General features: G+C 63.3%; 20 protein-coding genes and 1 riboswitch. Of the genes, 17 read left to right on the forward strand and 3 right to left on the reverse strand.

Annotation, left to right across the window (positions count from 1 at the left end):
• Position 1 precedes the first annotated feature (1 nt).
• The 5 genes from EB233_RS14860 to EB233_RS14880 all read left to right on the forward strand — a co-directional run bounded on the left by EB233_RS14860 (position 2) and on the right by EB233_RS14880 (position 1,688).
• Positions 2 to 202, forward strand: coding sequence for a hypothetical protein (locus tag EB233_RS14860; RefSeq protein ID WP_064988035.1), 201 nt, complete (start codon positions 2 to 4; stop codon positions 200 to 202).
• Positions 199 to 438: an ABC transporter permease gene (locus tag EB233_RS14865; RefSeq protein WP_064988036.1), complete on the forward strand. Its 240-nt coding sequence runs from the start codon at positions 199 to 201 to the stop codon at positions 436 to 438. The genes EB233_RS14860 and EB233_RS14865 overlap by 4 nt, the downstream gene beginning before the upstream one ends.
• Complete coding sequence (locus EB233_RS14870) at positions 423 to 617, forward strand: hypothetical protein (protein ID WP_064988037.1); 195 nt, start codon at positions 423 to 425, stop codon at positions 615 to 617. The genes EB233_RS14865 and EB233_RS14870 overlap by 16 nt, the downstream gene beginning before the upstream one ends.
• A gap of 103 nt (positions 618 to 720) precedes the next feature.
• A complete protein-coding gene (locus EB233_RS14875) occupies positions 721 to 1,038 on the forward strand; it encodes a hypothetical protein (protein WP_064988768.1) in 318 nt (105 codons plus the stop codon).
• Positions 1,039 to 1,217: 179 nt separating this feature from the next.
• The gene (locus tag EB233_RS14880; RefSeq protein ID WP_064988038.1) at positions 1,218 to 1,688 is read left to right on the forward strand and encodes a GNAT family N-acetyltransferase; all 471 of its coding nucleotides are present in this window, start codon (positions 1,218 to 1,220) and stop codon (positions 1,686 to 1,688) included.
• Between the two features lie 100 nt (positions 1,689 to 1,788).
• Here EB233_RS14880 and EB233_RS14885 read toward each other — a convergent pair whose 3' ends face one another.
• Positions 1,789 to 2,496 (reverse strand): hypothetical protein, encoded by a 708-nt coding sequence (locus EB233_RS14885; RefSeq protein WP_064988039.1) that lies wholly within the window; start codon positions 2,494 to 2,496, stop codon positions 1,789 to 1,791.
• 199 nt (positions 2,497 to 2,695) lie between these two features.
• On the opposite strand from EB233_RS14885, the gene EB233_RS14890 reads away from it, so the two are divergent.
• Both EB233_RS14890 and msrA read left to right on the forward strand, forming a co-directional pair.
• Complete coding sequence (locus tag EB233_RS14890) at positions 2,696 to 4,243, forward strand: glycosyltransferase family 39 protein (protein WP_081293918.1); 1,548 nt, start codon at positions 2,696 to 2,698, stop codon at positions 4,241 to 4,243.
• Positions 4,244 to 4,439: 196 nt separating this feature from the next.
• Entirely contained in the window at positions 4,440 to 4,958 is a 519-nt protein-coding gene (gene msrA / locus EB233_RS14895) for a peptide-methionine (S)-S-oxide reductase MsrA (RefSeq protein ID WP_027050944.1), read from the forward strand.
• A gap of 129 nt (positions 4,959 to 5,087) precedes the next feature.
• Here msrA and EB233_RS14900 read toward each other — a convergent pair whose 3' ends face one another.
• Entirely contained in the window at positions 5,088 to 5,390 is a 303-nt protein-coding gene (locus tag EB233_RS14900) for a hypothetical protein (protein ID WP_064988041.1), read from the reverse strand.
• A gap of 194 nt (positions 5,391 to 5,584) precedes the next feature.
• Positions 5,585 to 5,698: riboswitch (TPP riboswitch) on the forward strand.
• Between EB233_RS14900 and EB233_RS14905 the strand changes: the two genes are divergently transcribed.
• The 5 genes from EB233_RS14905 to EB233_RS14925 all read left to right on the forward strand — a co-directional run bounded on the left by EB233_RS14905 (position 5,689) and on the right by EB233_RS14925 (position 9,726).
• Positions 5,689 to 6,297: a YkoF family thiamine/hydroxymethylpyrimidine-binding protein gene (locus EB233_RS14905; RefSeq protein ID WP_027050946.1), complete on the forward strand. Its 609-nt coding sequence runs from the start codon at positions 5,689 to 5,691 to the stop codon at positions 6,295 to 6,297. (Overlaps the previous riboswitch by 10 nt.)
• Positions 6,298 to 6,334: 37 nt before the next feature.
• Complete coding sequence (locus EB233_RS14910; protein WP_064988042.1) at positions 6,335 to 7,153, forward strand: ABC transporter permease; 819 nt, start codon at positions 6,335 to 6,337, stop codon at positions 7,151 to 7,153.
• Positions 7,150 to 7,917, forward strand: coding sequence for an ABC transporter ATP-binding protein (locus EB233_RS14915; protein ID WP_064988043.1), 768 nt, complete (start codon positions 7,150 to 7,152; stop codon positions 7,915 to 7,917). Before EB233_RS14910 ends, EB233_RS14915 begins: the two co-directional genes overlap by 4 nt.
• Positions 7,910 to 8,926 (forward strand): ABC transporter substrate-binding protein, encoded by a 1,017-nt coding sequence (locus tag EB233_RS14920; RefSeq protein ID WP_064988044.1) that lies wholly within the window; start codon positions 7,910 to 7,912, stop codon positions 8,924 to 8,926. Before EB233_RS14915 ends, EB233_RS14920 begins: the two co-directional genes overlap by 8 nt.
• Before the next feature lie 107 nt (positions 8,927 to 9,033).
• Positions 9,034 to 9,726, forward strand: coding sequence for a methyltransferase family protein (locus EB233_RS14925; protein WP_064988045.1), 693 nt, complete (start codon positions 9,034 to 9,036; stop codon positions 9,724 to 9,726).
• A 102-nt stretch (positions 9,727 to 9,828) separates the two neighbouring features.
• On the opposite strand, the gene EB233_RS14930 is transcribed toward EB233_RS14925, so the two are convergent.
• Positions 9,829 to 9,972, reverse strand: a complete 144-nt coding sequence (locus EB233_RS14930) for a hypothetical protein (RefSeq protein WP_155765285.1) — start codon at positions 9,970 to 9,972, stop codon at positions 9,829 to 9,831.
• 181 nt (positions 9,973 to 10,153) lie between these two features.
• On the opposite strand from EB233_RS14930, the gene EB233_RS14935 reads away from it, so the two are divergent.
• The 5 genes from EB233_RS14935 to EB233_RS14955 all read left to right on the forward strand — a co-directional run bounded on the left by EB233_RS14935 (position 10,154) and on the right by EB233_RS14955 (position 14,299).
• Entirely contained in the window at positions 10,154 to 10,753 is a 600-nt protein-coding gene (locus EB233_RS14935) for a hypothetical protein (RefSeq protein WP_081293919.1), read from the forward strand.
• Between the two features lie 256 nt (positions 10,754 to 11,009).
• Positions 11,010 to 11,174, forward strand: coding sequence for a DUF3309 family protein (locus EB233_RS14940; protein ID WP_064988046.1), 165 nt, complete (start codon positions 11,010 to 11,012; stop codon positions 11,172 to 11,174).
• Between the two features lie 393 nt (positions 11,175 to 11,567).
• The gene (locus EB233_RS14945) at positions 11,568 to 12,293 is read left to right on the forward strand and encodes a GntR family transcriptional regulator (protein WP_064988770.1); all 726 of its coding nucleotides are present in this window, start codon (positions 11,568 to 11,570) and stop codon (positions 12,291 to 12,293) included.
• 3 nt (positions 12,294 to 12,296) lie between these two features.
• Positions 12,297 to 13,325, forward strand: a complete 1,029-nt coding sequence (locus tag EB233_RS14950; RefSeq protein ID WP_064988047.1) for an ADP-ribosylglycohydrolase family protein — start codon at positions 12,297 to 12,299, stop codon at positions 13,323 to 13,325.
• Complete coding sequence (locus EB233_RS14955) at positions 13,322 to 14,299, forward strand: PfkB family carbohydrate kinase (RefSeq protein WP_064988048.1); 978 nt, start codon at positions 13,322 to 13,324, stop codon at positions 14,297 to 14,299. Before EB233_RS14950 ends, EB233_RS14955 begins: the two co-directional genes overlap by 4 nt.
• The last annotated feature ends 37 nt before the right edge of the window (positions 14,300 to 14,336 follow it).

Genomic DNA, 14,336 nt, shown 5'->3' on the forward strand with positions numbered 1-14,336 from the left:
CATGGCCACCATCACCCAACCGACCATCCGCCCGACCAACAAGCTGACGGCCGCGACCATCGCCGCCGCGGCCATGTCGGTCTCCGGCGTCTTCGTGCGCAACGTATGGCCTTCCTGGTACGACGCCGAGGCATGGGCGACGCTCCTGCCTATCGCGGTCTTTGCCTTCGGCTATCTGGTCAAGGATGAGCCAAACCGATGAGCGCGCTTCTCACATTCCTGCTTGGCAATCCGACCCTTCTCGGCATCGGAGCGGCCATTCTCGCGGCGCTCGGCTGGGGCGTTCGCCAACGGCTTGCCGGCGAGCGCAGCGAACGTGCCCGGGTGGCCGCCGCCGAAGCCGCGGCACACGACATCGCCGACCAGATCCAGAACGACATCGGCGCGCTGCCGGGCGCCACCGCGCGAAAGGAGCTCAAATCATGGGCAGGGGATTGATGCTGGTGTCCGTCCTGGCCGCGATGGCCGGATGCACCACCGTCAAAGGCGGGTTCTGCGCGGTGTCCAGCCCGCTGCGCCTGTCGGCGTCCGCGGTCGATGCGCTGTCGGACGCCGAGGTCAAGGCGCTGCTGGCGCACAACCGCAAGGGCGAAAGACTGTGCGGGTGGAAGCCATGACGGCCGTCGCACTTCCGCTGGACCCGGCCATGCTGCCCGGTGGACTGGTCATTTTCGGCGCCGAATCGGTGTTCGGCTTCCTCATGGCGAGGGCAATGAAATGATGCACGACCTCTTCGACCTGCTCGGCATCAAGGGACCGGTCGTCGTCGCCGGTCTGGCCGGCGGTGTGCTGCGCGCCCTGTCGCGGCACCGCTACAAGCTGCGCGAAATGGTGGCGTCGCCGATCTGCGGCGCGCTCGCCGCCGCCTATCTGACGCTGCCCATGGTCCAGTATTCCCGCGCCACGGGCCTGCCGCTTGCCAATGACGACACCACCACCCTGGCGGCGGCTTTTCTCATCGGCGTCTGCGCCATGTGGATCTCGGATATTTTGTTCGAGGTGATCGTGCGCAAGTTCAGGCCAAGTCCCGAGGAATAAGGTTCAGGCCTTGCTCAGGGTCTGAGAAATCCGTACGTGACCGCTCGATCGAACCAAAGCCCGCCTCGGCTCACGCCGAGGCGGGCTTTTTTGCGTTTGTGGCTCCCGACCGGCCACTGGTATATCCCGGTGCAGGGCCGCCGGACTCGCGGTGGCGTCGATCCAGCCCGGGCATACGGATGCAGATTGAACGATATGACGGCGACCGCAAGGCTTTACAGCCGCTGTTTGAATTGGCGGACGATTCCCCCACGCAGATCTCCTCCTATATCGACAAGGGCGAGGTTCTGGTCGCGCGCGACGGCAACAGGATCGTCGGCCATGTGCAGGTCATCGAGACGGGCGAGGGCGGTGTCTTCGAACTCAAGAGCCTTGCGGTCCGTCCCGCGAGGCAGAGCGAGGGCTTGGGGCGTGCCCTTGTCGCGGCGGCAATCACCCGCTGCCGCGAGCGCGGCGGCCGGCGCCTGATCGTCTCGACCGCAACTGCCGATATCGGCAATCTGCGATTTTACCAGCGACAGGGGTTTCGCATGTGCCGTATCGTGCAGGACGCGTTCGGGCCATCGACCGGTTACCCCGAAGGCTTGGCCGTGAACGGCATTCCGCTGCGCGACCAGGTGATCTTCGAACGCGACCTCGGCGCGGATTGAGGGTGCGGATCCGCCACGCCGCGCCTCGGCTTCGGGACAGGCGCAGACAATCCAATAGCCCGCCCAGGTTCGCCGGGGCGGGCTATTTGCGTTTCTGGGCCTAGGCGAGGATGTTGACGGCGCGGGCCGCGACCAGTGCGATCGTCAGCAGCGAGATCATTGCTTCGGCCATCATCAAAAGCTTGGCGCGCTGGGAGAGCGGCAAGGTGTCGGTTGGCGAGAACGCCGTCGCGTTGGTGAAGGCGAGGAAGAAATAGTCGACGAAGCCAGGCAGCCAGTCGCGAATCTCGCGGTCGTTCAAGGTCATTTGCGGGAAGAGGAAGTCGGAATGGGCTCGGTTGACGAGGCCGCAGGTCGGCGGCCCGCCGCGATCTGTGCTCCAGAACCACAAGGCAAAGACGATGACATTGGTGACCCAGATGTTGAGCGCGTCGATCAGAAGCGTCTCTCCGCTGGAGCCGGCATGGCCCGCCAGCAGGGCGCGCACCAGGAACACCAACGAACCGCAGTTCATGACGCTGACGACGCCGGTCATCACCAGCGCCGTCCTGCGGATCATGATGCGAAACCGGCCGACCAGCCACCAGTGCTCTTCCTCGACCGCCTTCTGGGTCGCGACCTGTGTCCAGGCGGTGGCGACGGACAGAGGCACGAGCAGGGCAGCCTCCAGCGCCGGCGCCAGCCAGCGAGGGCCGAACGAGAGATCGTTGATCACCAGGAGTTGCAGACAGATGATGACCAGGACAGCCGCGCGCGCCAGCCAGAAGTCGAGCGCGCGGTGGTGGATGACGGCATGGGGGTGACGCATCGAATATCCGGGATGTGGAGATTGGATCAGATGTACGGGCTGTTCTGCCGGGGAAGGGCAACGGAGCGCCGAAATTCCCGCCCAATCTTGGTCTTGCGATGGCGGTGGAAGTATACATTTTCGTAAGCTTCGATATCGGCACTATTCGGAAAACCGGTCGGTGTGATTTAAGCGCCGCATGACGGGAATTGACGACTCCATGGATGGTTGGCTGCCGACCAGCTTGCCTATCGCGGGCATCGACCGTGCATCGATCTGGCCCGGTCTCATCCGTCATCCCTGGTATCTGCTGGCGCTTTTGTGCCTGGTGCAGATCGTCTGCTGGACGATGGTGCCCGCGCTGGTCGACGCAGCTCCGCCTCGCGATGTCGTCGAAGGCTTTATGTGGGGTCGCGAATGGGTGCTTTTGACTTATAAGCATCCGCAGCTTCCCGGCTGGCTGCTTGAGACCAGCCATCTTCTCACGGGATCGTTTCGCTGGCCGCAATATCTGCTCGCCCAACTGACGATTTCTTCGACCTTCGTTCTGGTCTATCTGCTGGGCCGCGACATGTTGGGGCGAAGCCGCGCGTTGGCCGCGGTGCTTTTGATGCCGTCGATCTATTTTTTCGGCTGGCCGACGCCGCAGTTCAATCACGACTATGCGCAGATGCCGTTCTGGGCAGCCATTTGCTGGCTGCTTTGGCGCGCCGTCCGCGGCGGCGGGCCGGGCTGGTGGCTGGCGCTCGGACTGGTGTCGGGCGTCGGGCTCTACGCCAAGTTCTCCACCGGCCTGCTGCTTGCCTTCGGCGCTCTCTGGCTCTTGTCCGATGCGCGTGCACGCAGCCGGCTGGCGACGCCCTGGCCCTGGCTCGGTCTAGCCGTTTTTTTTGCGGTTGCCGCGCCGCTGGCCATCCATCTCTACCGTATGGATTTTCTACCGCTGACCTATTTTGCCGACCGCGACCAATGGGTGATGGAGCACCGTGCGCGCCTTTATTATATCGGCGTTCAGCTGGCTGGCCTTTCCGGCTTTCTTCTGGTGTTGGCGATATCTGGATTGCTGCGCCGCTCACCCGCGCCGGATAAGCCTGTCGAACACGGTACGCTCGTCTATCTCGCGTGGATGGGGCTTGGACCAGCGATCCTCATCATGGTGGCTTCGCCGTTCACCGGTACCGGCGAAGCCTGGGGCGCGCCGATGTACAATCTTGTCGGTGTCGTGGTTCTCGCCCTCGTGGGCCATCGGCTTGGCACCCTCGAAATGCGAAGGCTGGCGATTTGCGCGCTGATCTGCATTGTCGGCACGTCCGGTGCCTATGCGGCGATGCGTTGGACGAACTGCAATTTGTGGGGGCACATGGAGCCAGTCTGCTGGCCTGCGCGACCGATCTCGGATGAGGCTGAAGCCGTCTGGCATTCGGCATCGCCCGGTCGGCTCGACATCGTTGGCGGGGATCCGGATCTGGCCATGCTTGCTGGCCTCAATGCCTATGACAAGCCGTCGATCTTCACTGACCTCGATATGCGGTTCGCGCCCTGGATCACAAGACAGCGATTGCGTGACCACGGCATGCTGATGGTTTGGCCAGGCCGTGACGTGCCGTCGGGGCTGCAGGCATGGCTGCATGACATCCCGGTCAAGACTGTTCTTTTCAGCTGGTCGCTCAAGGCGCCGCCTGTGGCCATAAGTTTTGCCGCCATTCCGCCTGGCACGCGCAACCTGCCGGTCGCCGTCGACAGCCGGACCCGGCATCTGCGCGGCTGAGGTCAGCGGCGGTTCGCTGCCGTTCCGCGTCGTGATATTATGGCCGCACGCACTCTGCCGGGTGTCGCCTCCATTCCAGACGGCTGGACGAAGCCGCAGACAATGCCCATTTATGGGCTACCAAATTTGTTGTTGTGCAATTCAGGCCGGAAATCGCTAACGTTTTCCCGTGAATTGCTCTTTGAGGAGAGGTGACATGGCGACTTCGACCGAACGCGCAGTGCTTGCCGGCGGCTGCTTCTGGGGCATGCAGGACCTGATACGGCGCTATCCCGGCGTCACTTCCACCCGTGTCGGCTACAGCGGCGGTGATGTACCCAACGCCACTTACCGCAACCACGGCACCCATGCCGAAGCCATCGAGATCAATTTCGATCCAGCGGTGATCAGCTATCGCACGCTGCTGGAGCGCTTTTTCCAGATCCATGATCCGACGACGCGCAATCGCCAAGGCAACGATGTCGGGATGAGCTACCGTTCGGCGATCTACTACACCAGCGACGAGCAGAAGCACGTTGCCGAAGACACTATCGCCGATGTCGATGCATCCGGCCTGTGGCCCGGCAAGGTCGTCACCGAGGTGGCCCCGGCAGGTGCCTTCTGGGAGGCGGAGCCCGAGCATCAGGATTATCTGGAGAAATATCCCAACGGGTACACCTGCCATTTCGTCAGGCCGGGCTGGAAGTTGCCGGTTCGTGAGAAGGCAGCGTCCTGACGGTTTGGCGATAACATCGCGATCGTCGATCCGGTCTGTGCACCCTCTTCGCGACCCATGGAGTGATTGCGGGGAATGATTTTCGAAAGCCGCCGGGTGTCCGGCGGCTTTCCGATTTTGATCAATAGATTACTTGCCGCAGTTTTTGTCGTTCACGGTTGGCGCCGTCGCATTGCCGTTGGCATCGGACTGCGCGCCTTGCGGGCTGGTCGGGCAATTCTTGTCCGCATTGGAGTTCATGTCGGTCGGTGCGGTGGTCGTGCTGTTGGTTGTTGCCGGATCGACCGGATTGGGCGAAGCTGGCGTACTCGGGTCTACGGTGACCGATTTGCCGCTGCCGGACGATCCATCCGTGCCGGCTGCAGTCTGCGCCATCGCGGACGTGGCCAGAGCAACGGTAAACGCCGAAGCTGCGAGGATTTTCATGAACATGGTTCTGTCTCCATTTCTGTGAACTCGTCGCCTTGCGACTGGTGGGACAACCTCGCGGATTGGCGAAGGTTCCCGATAAAAGTCACTTGGGAGGACCTCCTCGCGTCCATCTGGTGACCAGGCCTGGTGCAACGCTTTTGGCGCAGTGCGTTGAAAAAACGTCTTTCCCTTCAGTTCGAATGGTGCTTTAACGCGCCCATCCACAGGGGTGCTCCGTACGGTCGGGGCTGAGACGGGGGCGGCAAGCCCACGGACCCTAGAAGCTGATCTGGGTAATACCAGCGGAGCGAGGCGGGCGATGTTTTCAGGCGCACAGATTTCCCTATATCCCATGGCCGACGATTTCGTCGGCGTTATCCTGGGCGCGCTCGGCGCGCTCGATCCCTATCGGGACAGGCTGAGGATCGAGACCGACGACATCTCGACCTTGCTGGTCGGGCCACCGGAAGTGTTGTTCCCGGCGCTGCGCGATCTGTTCGTGGCGGCGGCGCGGAGCGGCAAGCATTGTGTGCTGTCGGCCGCCATTTCGCGCGGCTGTCCAGGTGAGCCGGATGATCCGATCTGCCGCTCCGACGCATTTGGCGGACCTGTCGGGCCGCTCGGCCCACGCAAGGAAGCCGCCATCAGCGCCGTGCGCAATGCTGCTGCCACCGGCCAGCCGGCGGCGGCGCAGTTCTCGCTCTACGTGATGGGCACAGGCGACCACATGGACGAGATCTATGGCTGTATCGATTTCCTGAAACAATCCGGCGTCTATGATCGCTCCAAGAACTTCTGCACCAAACTGCGGGGCGATACGGGCGCGATCTTTTCGGCGCTGAACGAGGCTTTCTGCCGCTTCGGGCCGGGCGCCGGCCACGTAACCCTCGACGTCACGGTTTCGGCCAACAGCCCGTCGGCTGTCTGAGCCTACCGCGCTTGCGCGCGACCCCTCGTCAAAGGTTATGCCCGTGGTCTCACCAGTCGCGCCGCGCCCGCTCTCGGCTTCCCTTGCCAAGGCAATACCCGCCATCATCTCGGTCGGGTTGCTCGCCGTGGCGTGGCAACTCTACGCTACCTATTCCGGCATCAAGCCGACGATTCTGCCGGCACCCTCACGCGTCCTCGAACAGGCGATGCTCAATCGTGACGCGCTGATCGACAACGCCGTTCCCACCATCCGCGCCACGCTGGCCGGCTTTGCCTGCTCGCTCGCCGCCGCCTTCGCGCTGTCGATGCTGGTCGACTTTTTCCAGCCGATGCGGCGCGCGCTGTTTCCCGTCTTCATCGTCAGCCAGACCTTGCCGCTGGTGGCGATAGCGCCGCTGGTGGTGCTGTGGTTCGGTTTCGGGCTGGCCCCGAAGATCATGTTGGTGGCGCTGGTCACCTTCTTCCCGATGCTGGTGGCTTTGGTGCAGGGCTACGAGGCGACCGAGGTTGAGATCAGCCAGATGCTGCGCGCCATGGGGGCAGGGCGCTGGCGAGTCTTTGTGGTGGCGCGCCTGCCTTCGGCGCTGCCCTATTTCTTCGCCGGCCTCAGAATCTCCATCACCTATGCCGTGGTCGGCGCCATCTTTGCCGAATATGCCGGCGCCGCGAAGGGGCTGGGTATCTACATGCTCAACGCCAAGAACAATTTCCGCCCCGATCTGGTGCTGGCCGCCGTCGGTGTCAGCGCCGCGCTGACGCTTATCCTGTTTGGGCTGACCGTGCTCTTGCAGCGCCTCGCCATGCCCTGGGAGCGGGCCGGCCAGCAGCGCGCGGGAAAGGTGCCGCGGCAATGAGGCGGCTCGAATTGCGACATGTGCGCAAGGCGTTTGACGGGCTCGACGTGCTCGCGGACATTTCGCTTAGCGTCGGTGCCGGCGAATTCGTCTCGATCCTGGGACCTTCGGGTGCCGGCAAGTCGACGCTGTTCCAGCTTCTGACCGGCGCCGAGCATGGCGAAGGCGAGATGTTTTTCGACGGCGCGCCGCTCGACGATCATGGCAGGCATTTTGCCTTCATGCCGCAGCGCGACGCACTGATGCCGTGGCGGCGCATCCTCGATAACACGACGCTCGGGCTCGAGGTGCAAGGCGTTAAACGCAAGGCCGCGCGGGCGCGCGTCGCGTCGCTGTTCGCCGAGTTCGGGCTTGCCGGTTTCGAGCGGCATTTTCCGGCGCAACTCTCGGGCGGCATGCGCCAGCGCGCGGCACTTTTGCGCACGGTGGTGCAGGAGCGCGACATGCTTTTGCTCGACGAGCCGTTCGGCGCTCTCGACGCGCTGACACGCGCGGCCATGCAGCGCTGGCTCGAGCAGATGTGGCGGCACCATCGCTGGACGGCGCTGCTGATCACACATGATGTGCGCGAGGCCGTGTTCCTGTCCGATCGCATCTATGTGTTGTCGGCGCACCCGGCTCGTGTGGTGCGTGAAATCAGGGTGCCGTTGCCCCGCCCGCGCGATCCGGCAGGCGCCGCCGCGCAACAGGCCGGCGCACTCGAAGCCGAGATCCTCGACATTCTGCTCAACCCTCAACCATTCAAAGGACACGACCATGATTGACTTGACGCGTCGACAAGCCCTGCTGCTCGCCCTTGCCAGCAGTCTTCCGCTCATCGCCGGATCTAGCCGCTCCTTCGCGGCAACGCAAAAGGTCTCCGTCGCGCTGGACTGGACGGTCAACACCAACCACATCGGGCTCTTCGTCGCCCGCGACAAGGGGTTTTATCACGAGGCTGGCCTCGACGTCGACATTCTACCCTACAGCGACACCGGCGCCGGTACGCTGGTCGCCAACCGCGTTGCCGACTTCGGCATCAACGGCACGATCAGCCTGTTCACCCAGAAGACCGCCGGTGCCGACCTGAAGGCCGTCTATGCCGTGGTGCAGTCCGAAACCGGCCGCGTGGTCTTCAACGCGGCGCGCAGCGAGATCAGGAGCCCGAAGAATCTCGACGGCCTGATCTATGGCGGTTTTGGCAGCGCCTGGGAAAACGCGCTGATCTCGACCATCATCCGACATGACGGCGGCAAGGGCAATTTCGAAACGGTGACGCTCGGCACCTCCGCCTATGAAGCGCTGGCCAACGGCTCAGTCGACTTCACGCTCGAGGTCTCGACCTGGGAGGGCATCGAGGCCGAGCTCAAGGGTGTCAAGCAACGCAGCTTCGTCTATGCCGATTATGGCGTGCCTGACGAGCACACGACGCTGATCTCGTCGAGCGAAGCCTATCTCCAGGCAAATCCGGCGCTGGCGTCGGCCTTCGTCCAGGCAACGCGGCGCGGTTATCAGTTCGCGGTCGATCATCCCGGGGAAGCCGCCGCGCTGCTGATCGCCGCCAACAAGGATGCCCTGACCAATCCGGCATTGATCGAGGCGTCGCTGAAGTCGCTGATCGACGGCCACTATCTGCGCGCAAAAGACGGCGCTCTCGGCACGATGGATCCAGCCAAGATGGACGCGATCGGCGACTATCTCTTCACGGCGGGAATTCTGCGCGATGGCGATGGTAAAATTCTGGCACAGCGCCCTGATTTCGCGAAGTATTTCAGCAATTCGGCTCTGGGCTAGGAGGCTTCGAAACATGCCGAGGCGGATTCCGGTAGCATCGTTTCGATCTTGCCGGTTAACCGCCCGGCAATGGTTGCGTGCAAAGGTCGCCCTGAGGGATCATCGGGGTGCTTGCGTTGCTCACGTCAAAGAGTGAAGCGTTTTCGCATAATCAGGGCGGGTTTTTCTCGGCCGCGCGAAGGCGTGACATGCTGGTCGACCTACGCGAGGGCTTCTTCCGCCTCTGTGCCCTGGCTTGCGCAGCCCTGTTCGTCTATCGCGGCTTGTATCAGGTCGTCGAGGATCCGACCCGGCTCAACGCCGCGTTGGTTGCGATTTCCGAGATACTCACCTTCACCTGGCTGCTTCTGTCGCGGCGTCCGGTAACGCGTGACTGGAATCCGCTTACCGTCGTCGTCTCCGTGACGGCCAGTTTCGGTGTTGCCTTGGTCAGCCTCCAGCCTGGCGTGGCGCTTGTCCCGGTCTATATAGCGGCGCCGTTGCAACTCCTGGCGCTGATGTTTGTCATCTGGGGGAAGATTTCGCTCGGCCGTTCCTTTGCCATCCTGCCCGGAAACCGCGGCGTGATGACGGGCGGCGCCTACCGGGTGGTTCGGCACCCGATCTACGCCGGCTACCTAGCCGGCCATGTCCTCTTTTTGCTGTCGGCCTTTTCCCTCCCCAACCTCTTTGTCTACGCCGTGATTACCTATCTGCAGCTCTATCGCATTCTGCGCGAGGAGGCGCTGCTGGCCGCCGAGCCGGAGTATCGCGCCTATATGGAACGGGTGCGCTACAGGCTGTTGCCGCGATTTTTCTGAGGGTAGGGCCGAAATGGCCGATCCTGTCTGCCCGGATTGGTCAACTGCGCTTCGTTGAAGCGGGTCGCGGTTCCAGACAAATGCCGGCCTCCTCCCTTTGTCCTACCGGAATTCTTGGCGGAAGCCGATGTCCGGTCTTTGCGCTCCGCGCCAGACGGCCTTATCTGACGGCAATTCGGCAAGGGCCATAAAAATCGTTTTTCTTTTCGGTATGTTGTGCATATCGATATTACTGTTCTCAATCATGAAATATCCTTTTCAACTGTATTATAATTTTATTACTCTTATATATCCCTCGTTTCTTTAATAAATACCATCGATCTCGTAATTACGTGTTGATTTGAAACTTGATATCGCCTGTCTCGTAGTTGAAGTAGCAATCGGTTGTATGCCGAATGCTTTAGCACAACGACAACAGGAGAGTGTTATGGCTTTTATCATCAGAACAGTCGCCAGTGTGTTGGCTGGGAGTGCACTAGTTCTTGTTCTTTCCATGCCGACGAATGCGGCGGGTCTGGGCGTTGGTGTCGGCGCCTCCGTCGGCGGTAGCGGCGGCGTCAATGCCGGCGTGGGCGCATCGGTCGGCGGCAGCGGCGGTATCAATGCCGGCGCAGGTGCCTCCGTCGGTGGGAGCGGTGGCGTCAACGCCGGAGCCGGCGCCAATGTGGGCGGCTCGAGCGGTGTCAGCGCCGGACTTGGCGCCTCGGTCGGGGGCAGCAACGGCGTCAATGCTGGTCTTGGTGCCAATGTCGGCGGCACCAGTGGCGTGACGGCAGGGCTCGGGGCCAATGTCGGTGGCACTGGCGTCGGTGTTGGCGTGGGTATCGGAGGAACCAATCCCAGCAATCCGTCCAACCCGAGCAATCCCTCGAACCCCAGCAATCCCGGCCGCCTGCCGGGCGTCGTAGCTCAGATGTCCGACAGCCAGGTCGCACGCATGAAGAAGCGTTGCGTCGACGTGCTCAGCAGTGAGGGTGCCTATGACCGCGATCTGCGTCAGCTCTGCCTGCTGATCGCCCGCCGCTGATGCCAGCAGCGCGGGGATCGGAAGTGCGGAACCAGCCGTGAGGCTTTGACCGCACTCTCCTGACCTCCGGTCGGTCGGAAAGCCCGCCGTCCAGGCGGGCTTTCTGCATCTTCAGCGGTTTGCCGGCGAAATCTCTTCCTTGTGGATACCACTCTACGATCATACGGAACGGTAAGGCCGCCCGAACGTTCTCTTTTCCGAAACATCGTATGCGACGATGTTAGCCAGCGCGTCAGCGCCTACAGGAGCGGGAACCATGAGCTTAGGCACCATACTCATCATCATTCTTGTCATTGCGCTGCTTGGCGGCTTCAGCGGCCTCGGCGGCGGACCCTTCTACGGAACAGGTTACTATGGCGGCGGCGGACTCGGGCTTGTGCTCCTGATCATCATCGTCCTTGTCGTGCTCGGGCGGATTTAGAAGCTCGCAATGCTTCGGATGGTCGCGATCTCGTGACCAGTTCCGGGTCGCGGCGCACCGGATTGTGATGACGGCAAGCCGCGTTGTGATCCAAAATTCTTCGCGACTCTCGTATTGTTAATTCGGTCCACACCCCCCGTGGAAACAAGAGGACAGGGTCCCACCCCTTCATCCTCCTCCAAGGCCCGCCCCGGTATCCCGGAGCGGGCTTTCTTCTTTCCAAGGCAATTGTTTTGAAGGCTCGCCGCGCCGGCCCTTCATCGACGACGAGCATTCCGGCTTGACCGCCGTGCACCGTCAGTCAGTGCCCTCTGATCTTCCAGCGATCGTTGACAGGCTTGTCTCGGCCATATATTGAACAGGACTATACAGGTTCACTGAACAGGTATGAATATGAAGCGGCGCGCGGTTCAACTGTCTCCCGGCACGGGCAAGCCCGAGCAGATCGCCACTGTCCTGGAGCATGAAATCCGCTCCGGCGTGCTTGGCTTCGGCGATCGCCTGCAAAGCGAGAACGAGCTCGTCCAACGCTTCTCCGTCAGCCGCAACACGGTCCGCAAGGGCCTTGAGGAGCTGTCCAGCCGCGGCCTGATCACCACCAAGGTGGGCATTGGCTCTTTCGTCACCTTTGACGGCAAGCCGGTCGACGACGCCATCGGCTGGTCGCGTGCGCTGGCCAACGCCGGTGCCAATGCCGAGACAAGGACGCTGCGGCTGGAGGTCATCGAAGACGCCGATCTCGCTGCCTTGCTGGAGATCGAAAGCCCGTTCTTCATCGCCGTCGACCGGGTGCGCACCAATGCCAGCGATGGCCACGCGATTTCCATCGAGCGCAGCCGGCTGCCCCTGTCGCCGGAGCTGGAGGATGTGCCGCTCCGTGGCCTGCGCGAAGGCTCGCTGCACCAGACGCTGCGCGCCGCCGGCCTCATTCCCGACCATGGCGAGGAATGGGTCGGCATAGAGATGCTCAACGCCGAGGACGCGGCGATCCTTGGCTGCCCGCTAGGGACGCCCTTCCTGCGCGGCCGCCGGCTGACGCGGGCGGCCGACGACCGGCCGATCGAATATGTCACCAGCCTGCTCAATCCCGCGCATTTCGCGCTGCATATGAGGTTCTGAGCGATGCCGGACATGCTTGATCGCGCCATGGGCGCGCTTGTTGGCGGAGCGCTGGGAGACGCGCTCGGCATGCCGACGCAGCTTTTGTCGCCGGCGCGCATTGCCGAACTTCATGGCCATGTCGAGGATTTCATCGCGCCCTTCGCCGACCATCCGGTGTCCAAGGGACTTCTGGCCGGCACCATCACCGACGATACCGAACAGGCGCTGCTGCTCGGCCGTATATTGGTCGAATCCGGCGAGCGTTTCGATCATGCGCGCTGGGTCAACGCGCTGCTCGACTGGGAGCGCGAGGTCAAGGCGCGCGGCAGCTACGATCTTCTGGGTCCTTCGACTAAGCGCGCCATCGACGCCATCAACAATGGCGTGCCGGCCGAGGAAGCGGGGCGCGGCGGCGACACCAATGGAGCGGCCATGCGCATCGCGCCAGTCGGCATCATGATGCCGCTGGAGCCGCTCGATACATTCGTGGCCAAGGTGGCGGAGACCTGCCGGGCGACACACAACACCTCGATCGCCATAGCATCGGCAGCGGCGGTCGCGGCCGCCGTCAGCCGCGGCGTTGCCGGGGGTGACTGGCGCGCCGCGTCCGACAGTGCCGTGGCGGCGGCGAGGCGAGGGGCGACGCTTGGCCATTGGGTGACCGGCGGCGACATCGCCGCGCGCATTGTCTGGGCGCAGGACCTGGTGCGTGGCAAGGTCACGAGGGACGCCATCCGGCTGATCACCGATCTGGTCGGCACCGGCGTCGCCAGCCAGGAATCGGTTCCGGCGGCCTTCGCTGTGCTGGAAGTCGCCGATGGCGATCCTTGGCAAGCGGCGGTCATCAGCGCCAATCTCGGCGGCGACACCGACACGATTGGCGCCATCGCGGCAGGCATGGCCGGCGCCTGCACGGGCTTTTCGCGGCTGCCGCAGCAGCATGTCGCGCGGCTGAAGGGCATCGACATGGTCGACGTACGCGTGTTGGCCGCCGACCTCGTCGCGGCAAGGGTGGCGAGAGCCGGGTCCGGCAAGGACGCGGCTGCGTGAGCGGCCGTCTCGTCCATATCGGCAGCGCGGTGGTGGATTATGTCTACCGCATCGATGCCTTGCCGGCGCCCGGAATGGAAAAGACCGCATCGAGCTTCGCCCAGGTAGCCGGCGGTGGCTTCAACATGATGGTTGCCGCGGCCCGCACCGGCACGAAAGTCGTGTTCGGCGGCCAGCTCGGCAGTGGGCCGAACGGCGATTTCCTGCGCGCCGCCTTCGCAGCCGCAGGCATCGAGACGCTAACGCCGCCAGCGCCCGCCATGGACAGCGGCAATTGCGTCGCCATGATATCGAGCGATGCCGAACGCACCTTCGTCTCGTGGCCCGGAGCCGAAAGTGTGCTCAGCCTCGACATGATGGCGCCGGTATCGGTGGCGCCTGGTGATTGGGTGTTCGCCTCGGGCTATACGCTGAGCTATGCGGGCAGCCGCGACGCGCTTACCGACTGGATCGAAGCGCTGCCGGGAAACATTCCCTTCGTCTTCGACCCGACACCGATCATTTCAGACATTCCGCGCTCGATCCTGTCGCGTGTGCTTGCCCGCACCACCTGGCTGAGTTGCAACGCGACGGAAGCCGCGGAGATCGCCGGTCGTGGTGATGTCGAGGACCTCGCGGTGCGGTTGCTTGCCGAGCATTGCCCGCAGGCGGCCGGTGTCGTCATCCGCTCCGCCGCCAAGGGCTGCCATGTCACGCTGGCCGACGGTACGGCGCAAACCGTTGCCGGGTTCAAGGTCGATCCCGTCGACACCAACGGCGCCGGCGACACCCATATCGGCGCTTTCGTCAGCGCCTTGGCGCGTGGCGCGCCGCCTTTCGAAGCAGCGCGCTACGCCAATGCGGCGGCGGCCATTTCGGTCACCCGCCATGGCGGTTCATCGGCGCCGACCGATGCCGAGATCCAGACTTTCCTGAGCCAGGCCGCCGCGACCGGCGCGCCGGGCCAGAACCAGAAGGCCCATCAGACAGCCTGACAAGCCCCGCCGAAGCGGGCAAACAAAGAGAGGAACC

The organism is Mesorhizobium erdmanii (assembly GCF_013170725.1).
GTDB lineage: Bacteria > Pseudomonadota > Alphaproteobacteria > Rhizobiales > Rhizobiaceae > Mesorhizobium > Mesorhizobium erdmanii.

Bases quoted from the DNA above. Each gene is read 5' to 3' on its own strand.
- EB233_RS14880 (WP_064988038.1), top strand. From the start codon at position 1,218: ATGCAGATTGAACGATATGACGGCGACCGCAAGGCTTTACAGCCGCTG.
- EB233_RS14915 (WP_064988043.1), top strand. From the start codon at position 7,150: ATGAGGCGGCTCGAATTGCGACATGTGCGCAAGGCGTTTGACGGGCTC.
- EB233_RS14910 (WP_064988042.1), top strand. From the start codon at position 6,335: ATGCCCGTGGTCTCACCAGTCGCGCCGCGCCCGCTCTCGGCTTCCCTT.
- EB233_RS14860 (WP_064988035.1), top strand. From the start codon at position 2: ATGGCCACCATCACCCAACCGACCATCCGCCCGACCAACAAGCTGACG.
- EB233_RS14870 (WP_064988037.1), top strand. From the start codon at position 423: ATGGGCAGGGGATTGATGCTGGTGTCCGTCCTGGCCGCGATGGCCGGA.
- EB233_RS14865 (WP_064988036.1), top strand. From the start codon at position 199: ATGAGCGCGCTTCTCACATTCCTGCTTGGCAATCCGACCCTTCTCGGC.
- EB233_RS14945 (WP_064988770.1), top strand. From the start codon at position 11,568: ATGAAGCGGCGCGCGGTTCAACTGTCTCCCGGCACGGGCAAGCCCGAG.
- EB233_RS14875 (WP_064988768.1), top strand. From the start codon at position 721: ATGCACGACCTCTTCGACCTGCTCGGCATCAAGGGACCGGTCGTCGTC.
- EB233_RS14920 (WP_064988044.1), top strand. From the start codon at position 7,910: ATGATTGACTTGACGCGTCGACAAGCCCTGCTGCTCGCCCTTGCCAGC.
- EB233_RS14885 (WP_064988039.1), bottom strand. From the start codon at position 2,496: ATGCGTCACCCCCATGCCGTCATCCACCACCGCGCGCTCGACTTCTGG.
- EB233_RS14935 (WP_081293919.1), top strand. From the start codon at position 10,154: ATGGCTTTTATCATCAGAACAGTCGCCAGTGTGTTGGCTGGGAGTGCA.
- msrA (WP_027050944.1), top strand. From the start codon at position 4,440: ATGGCGACTTCGACCGAACGCGCAGTGCTTGCCGGCGGCTGCTTCTGG.
- EB233_RS14950 (WP_064988047.1), top strand. From the start codon at position 12,297: ATGCCGGACATGCTTGATCGCGCCATGGGCGCGCTTGTTGGCGGAGCG.
- EB233_RS14900 (WP_064988041.1), bottom strand. From the start codon at position 5,390: ATGTTCATGAAAATCCTCGCAGCTTCGGCGTTTACCGTTGCTCTGGCC.
- EB233_RS14905 (WP_027050946.1), top strand. From the start codon at position 5,689: ATGTTTTCAGGCGCACAGATTTCCCTATATCCCATGGCCGACGATTTC.
- EB233_RS14930 (WP_155765285.1), bottom strand. From the start codon at position 9,972: ATGATTGAGAACAGTAATATCGATATGCACAACATACCGAAAAGAAAA.
- EB233_RS14940 (WP_064988046.1), top strand. From the start codon at position 11,010: ATGAGCTTAGGCACCATACTCATCATCATTCTTGTCATTGCGCTGCTT.
- EB233_RS14890 (WP_081293918.1), top strand. From the start codon at position 2,696: ATGGATGGTTGGCTGCCGACCAGCTTGCCTATCGCGGGCATCGACCGT.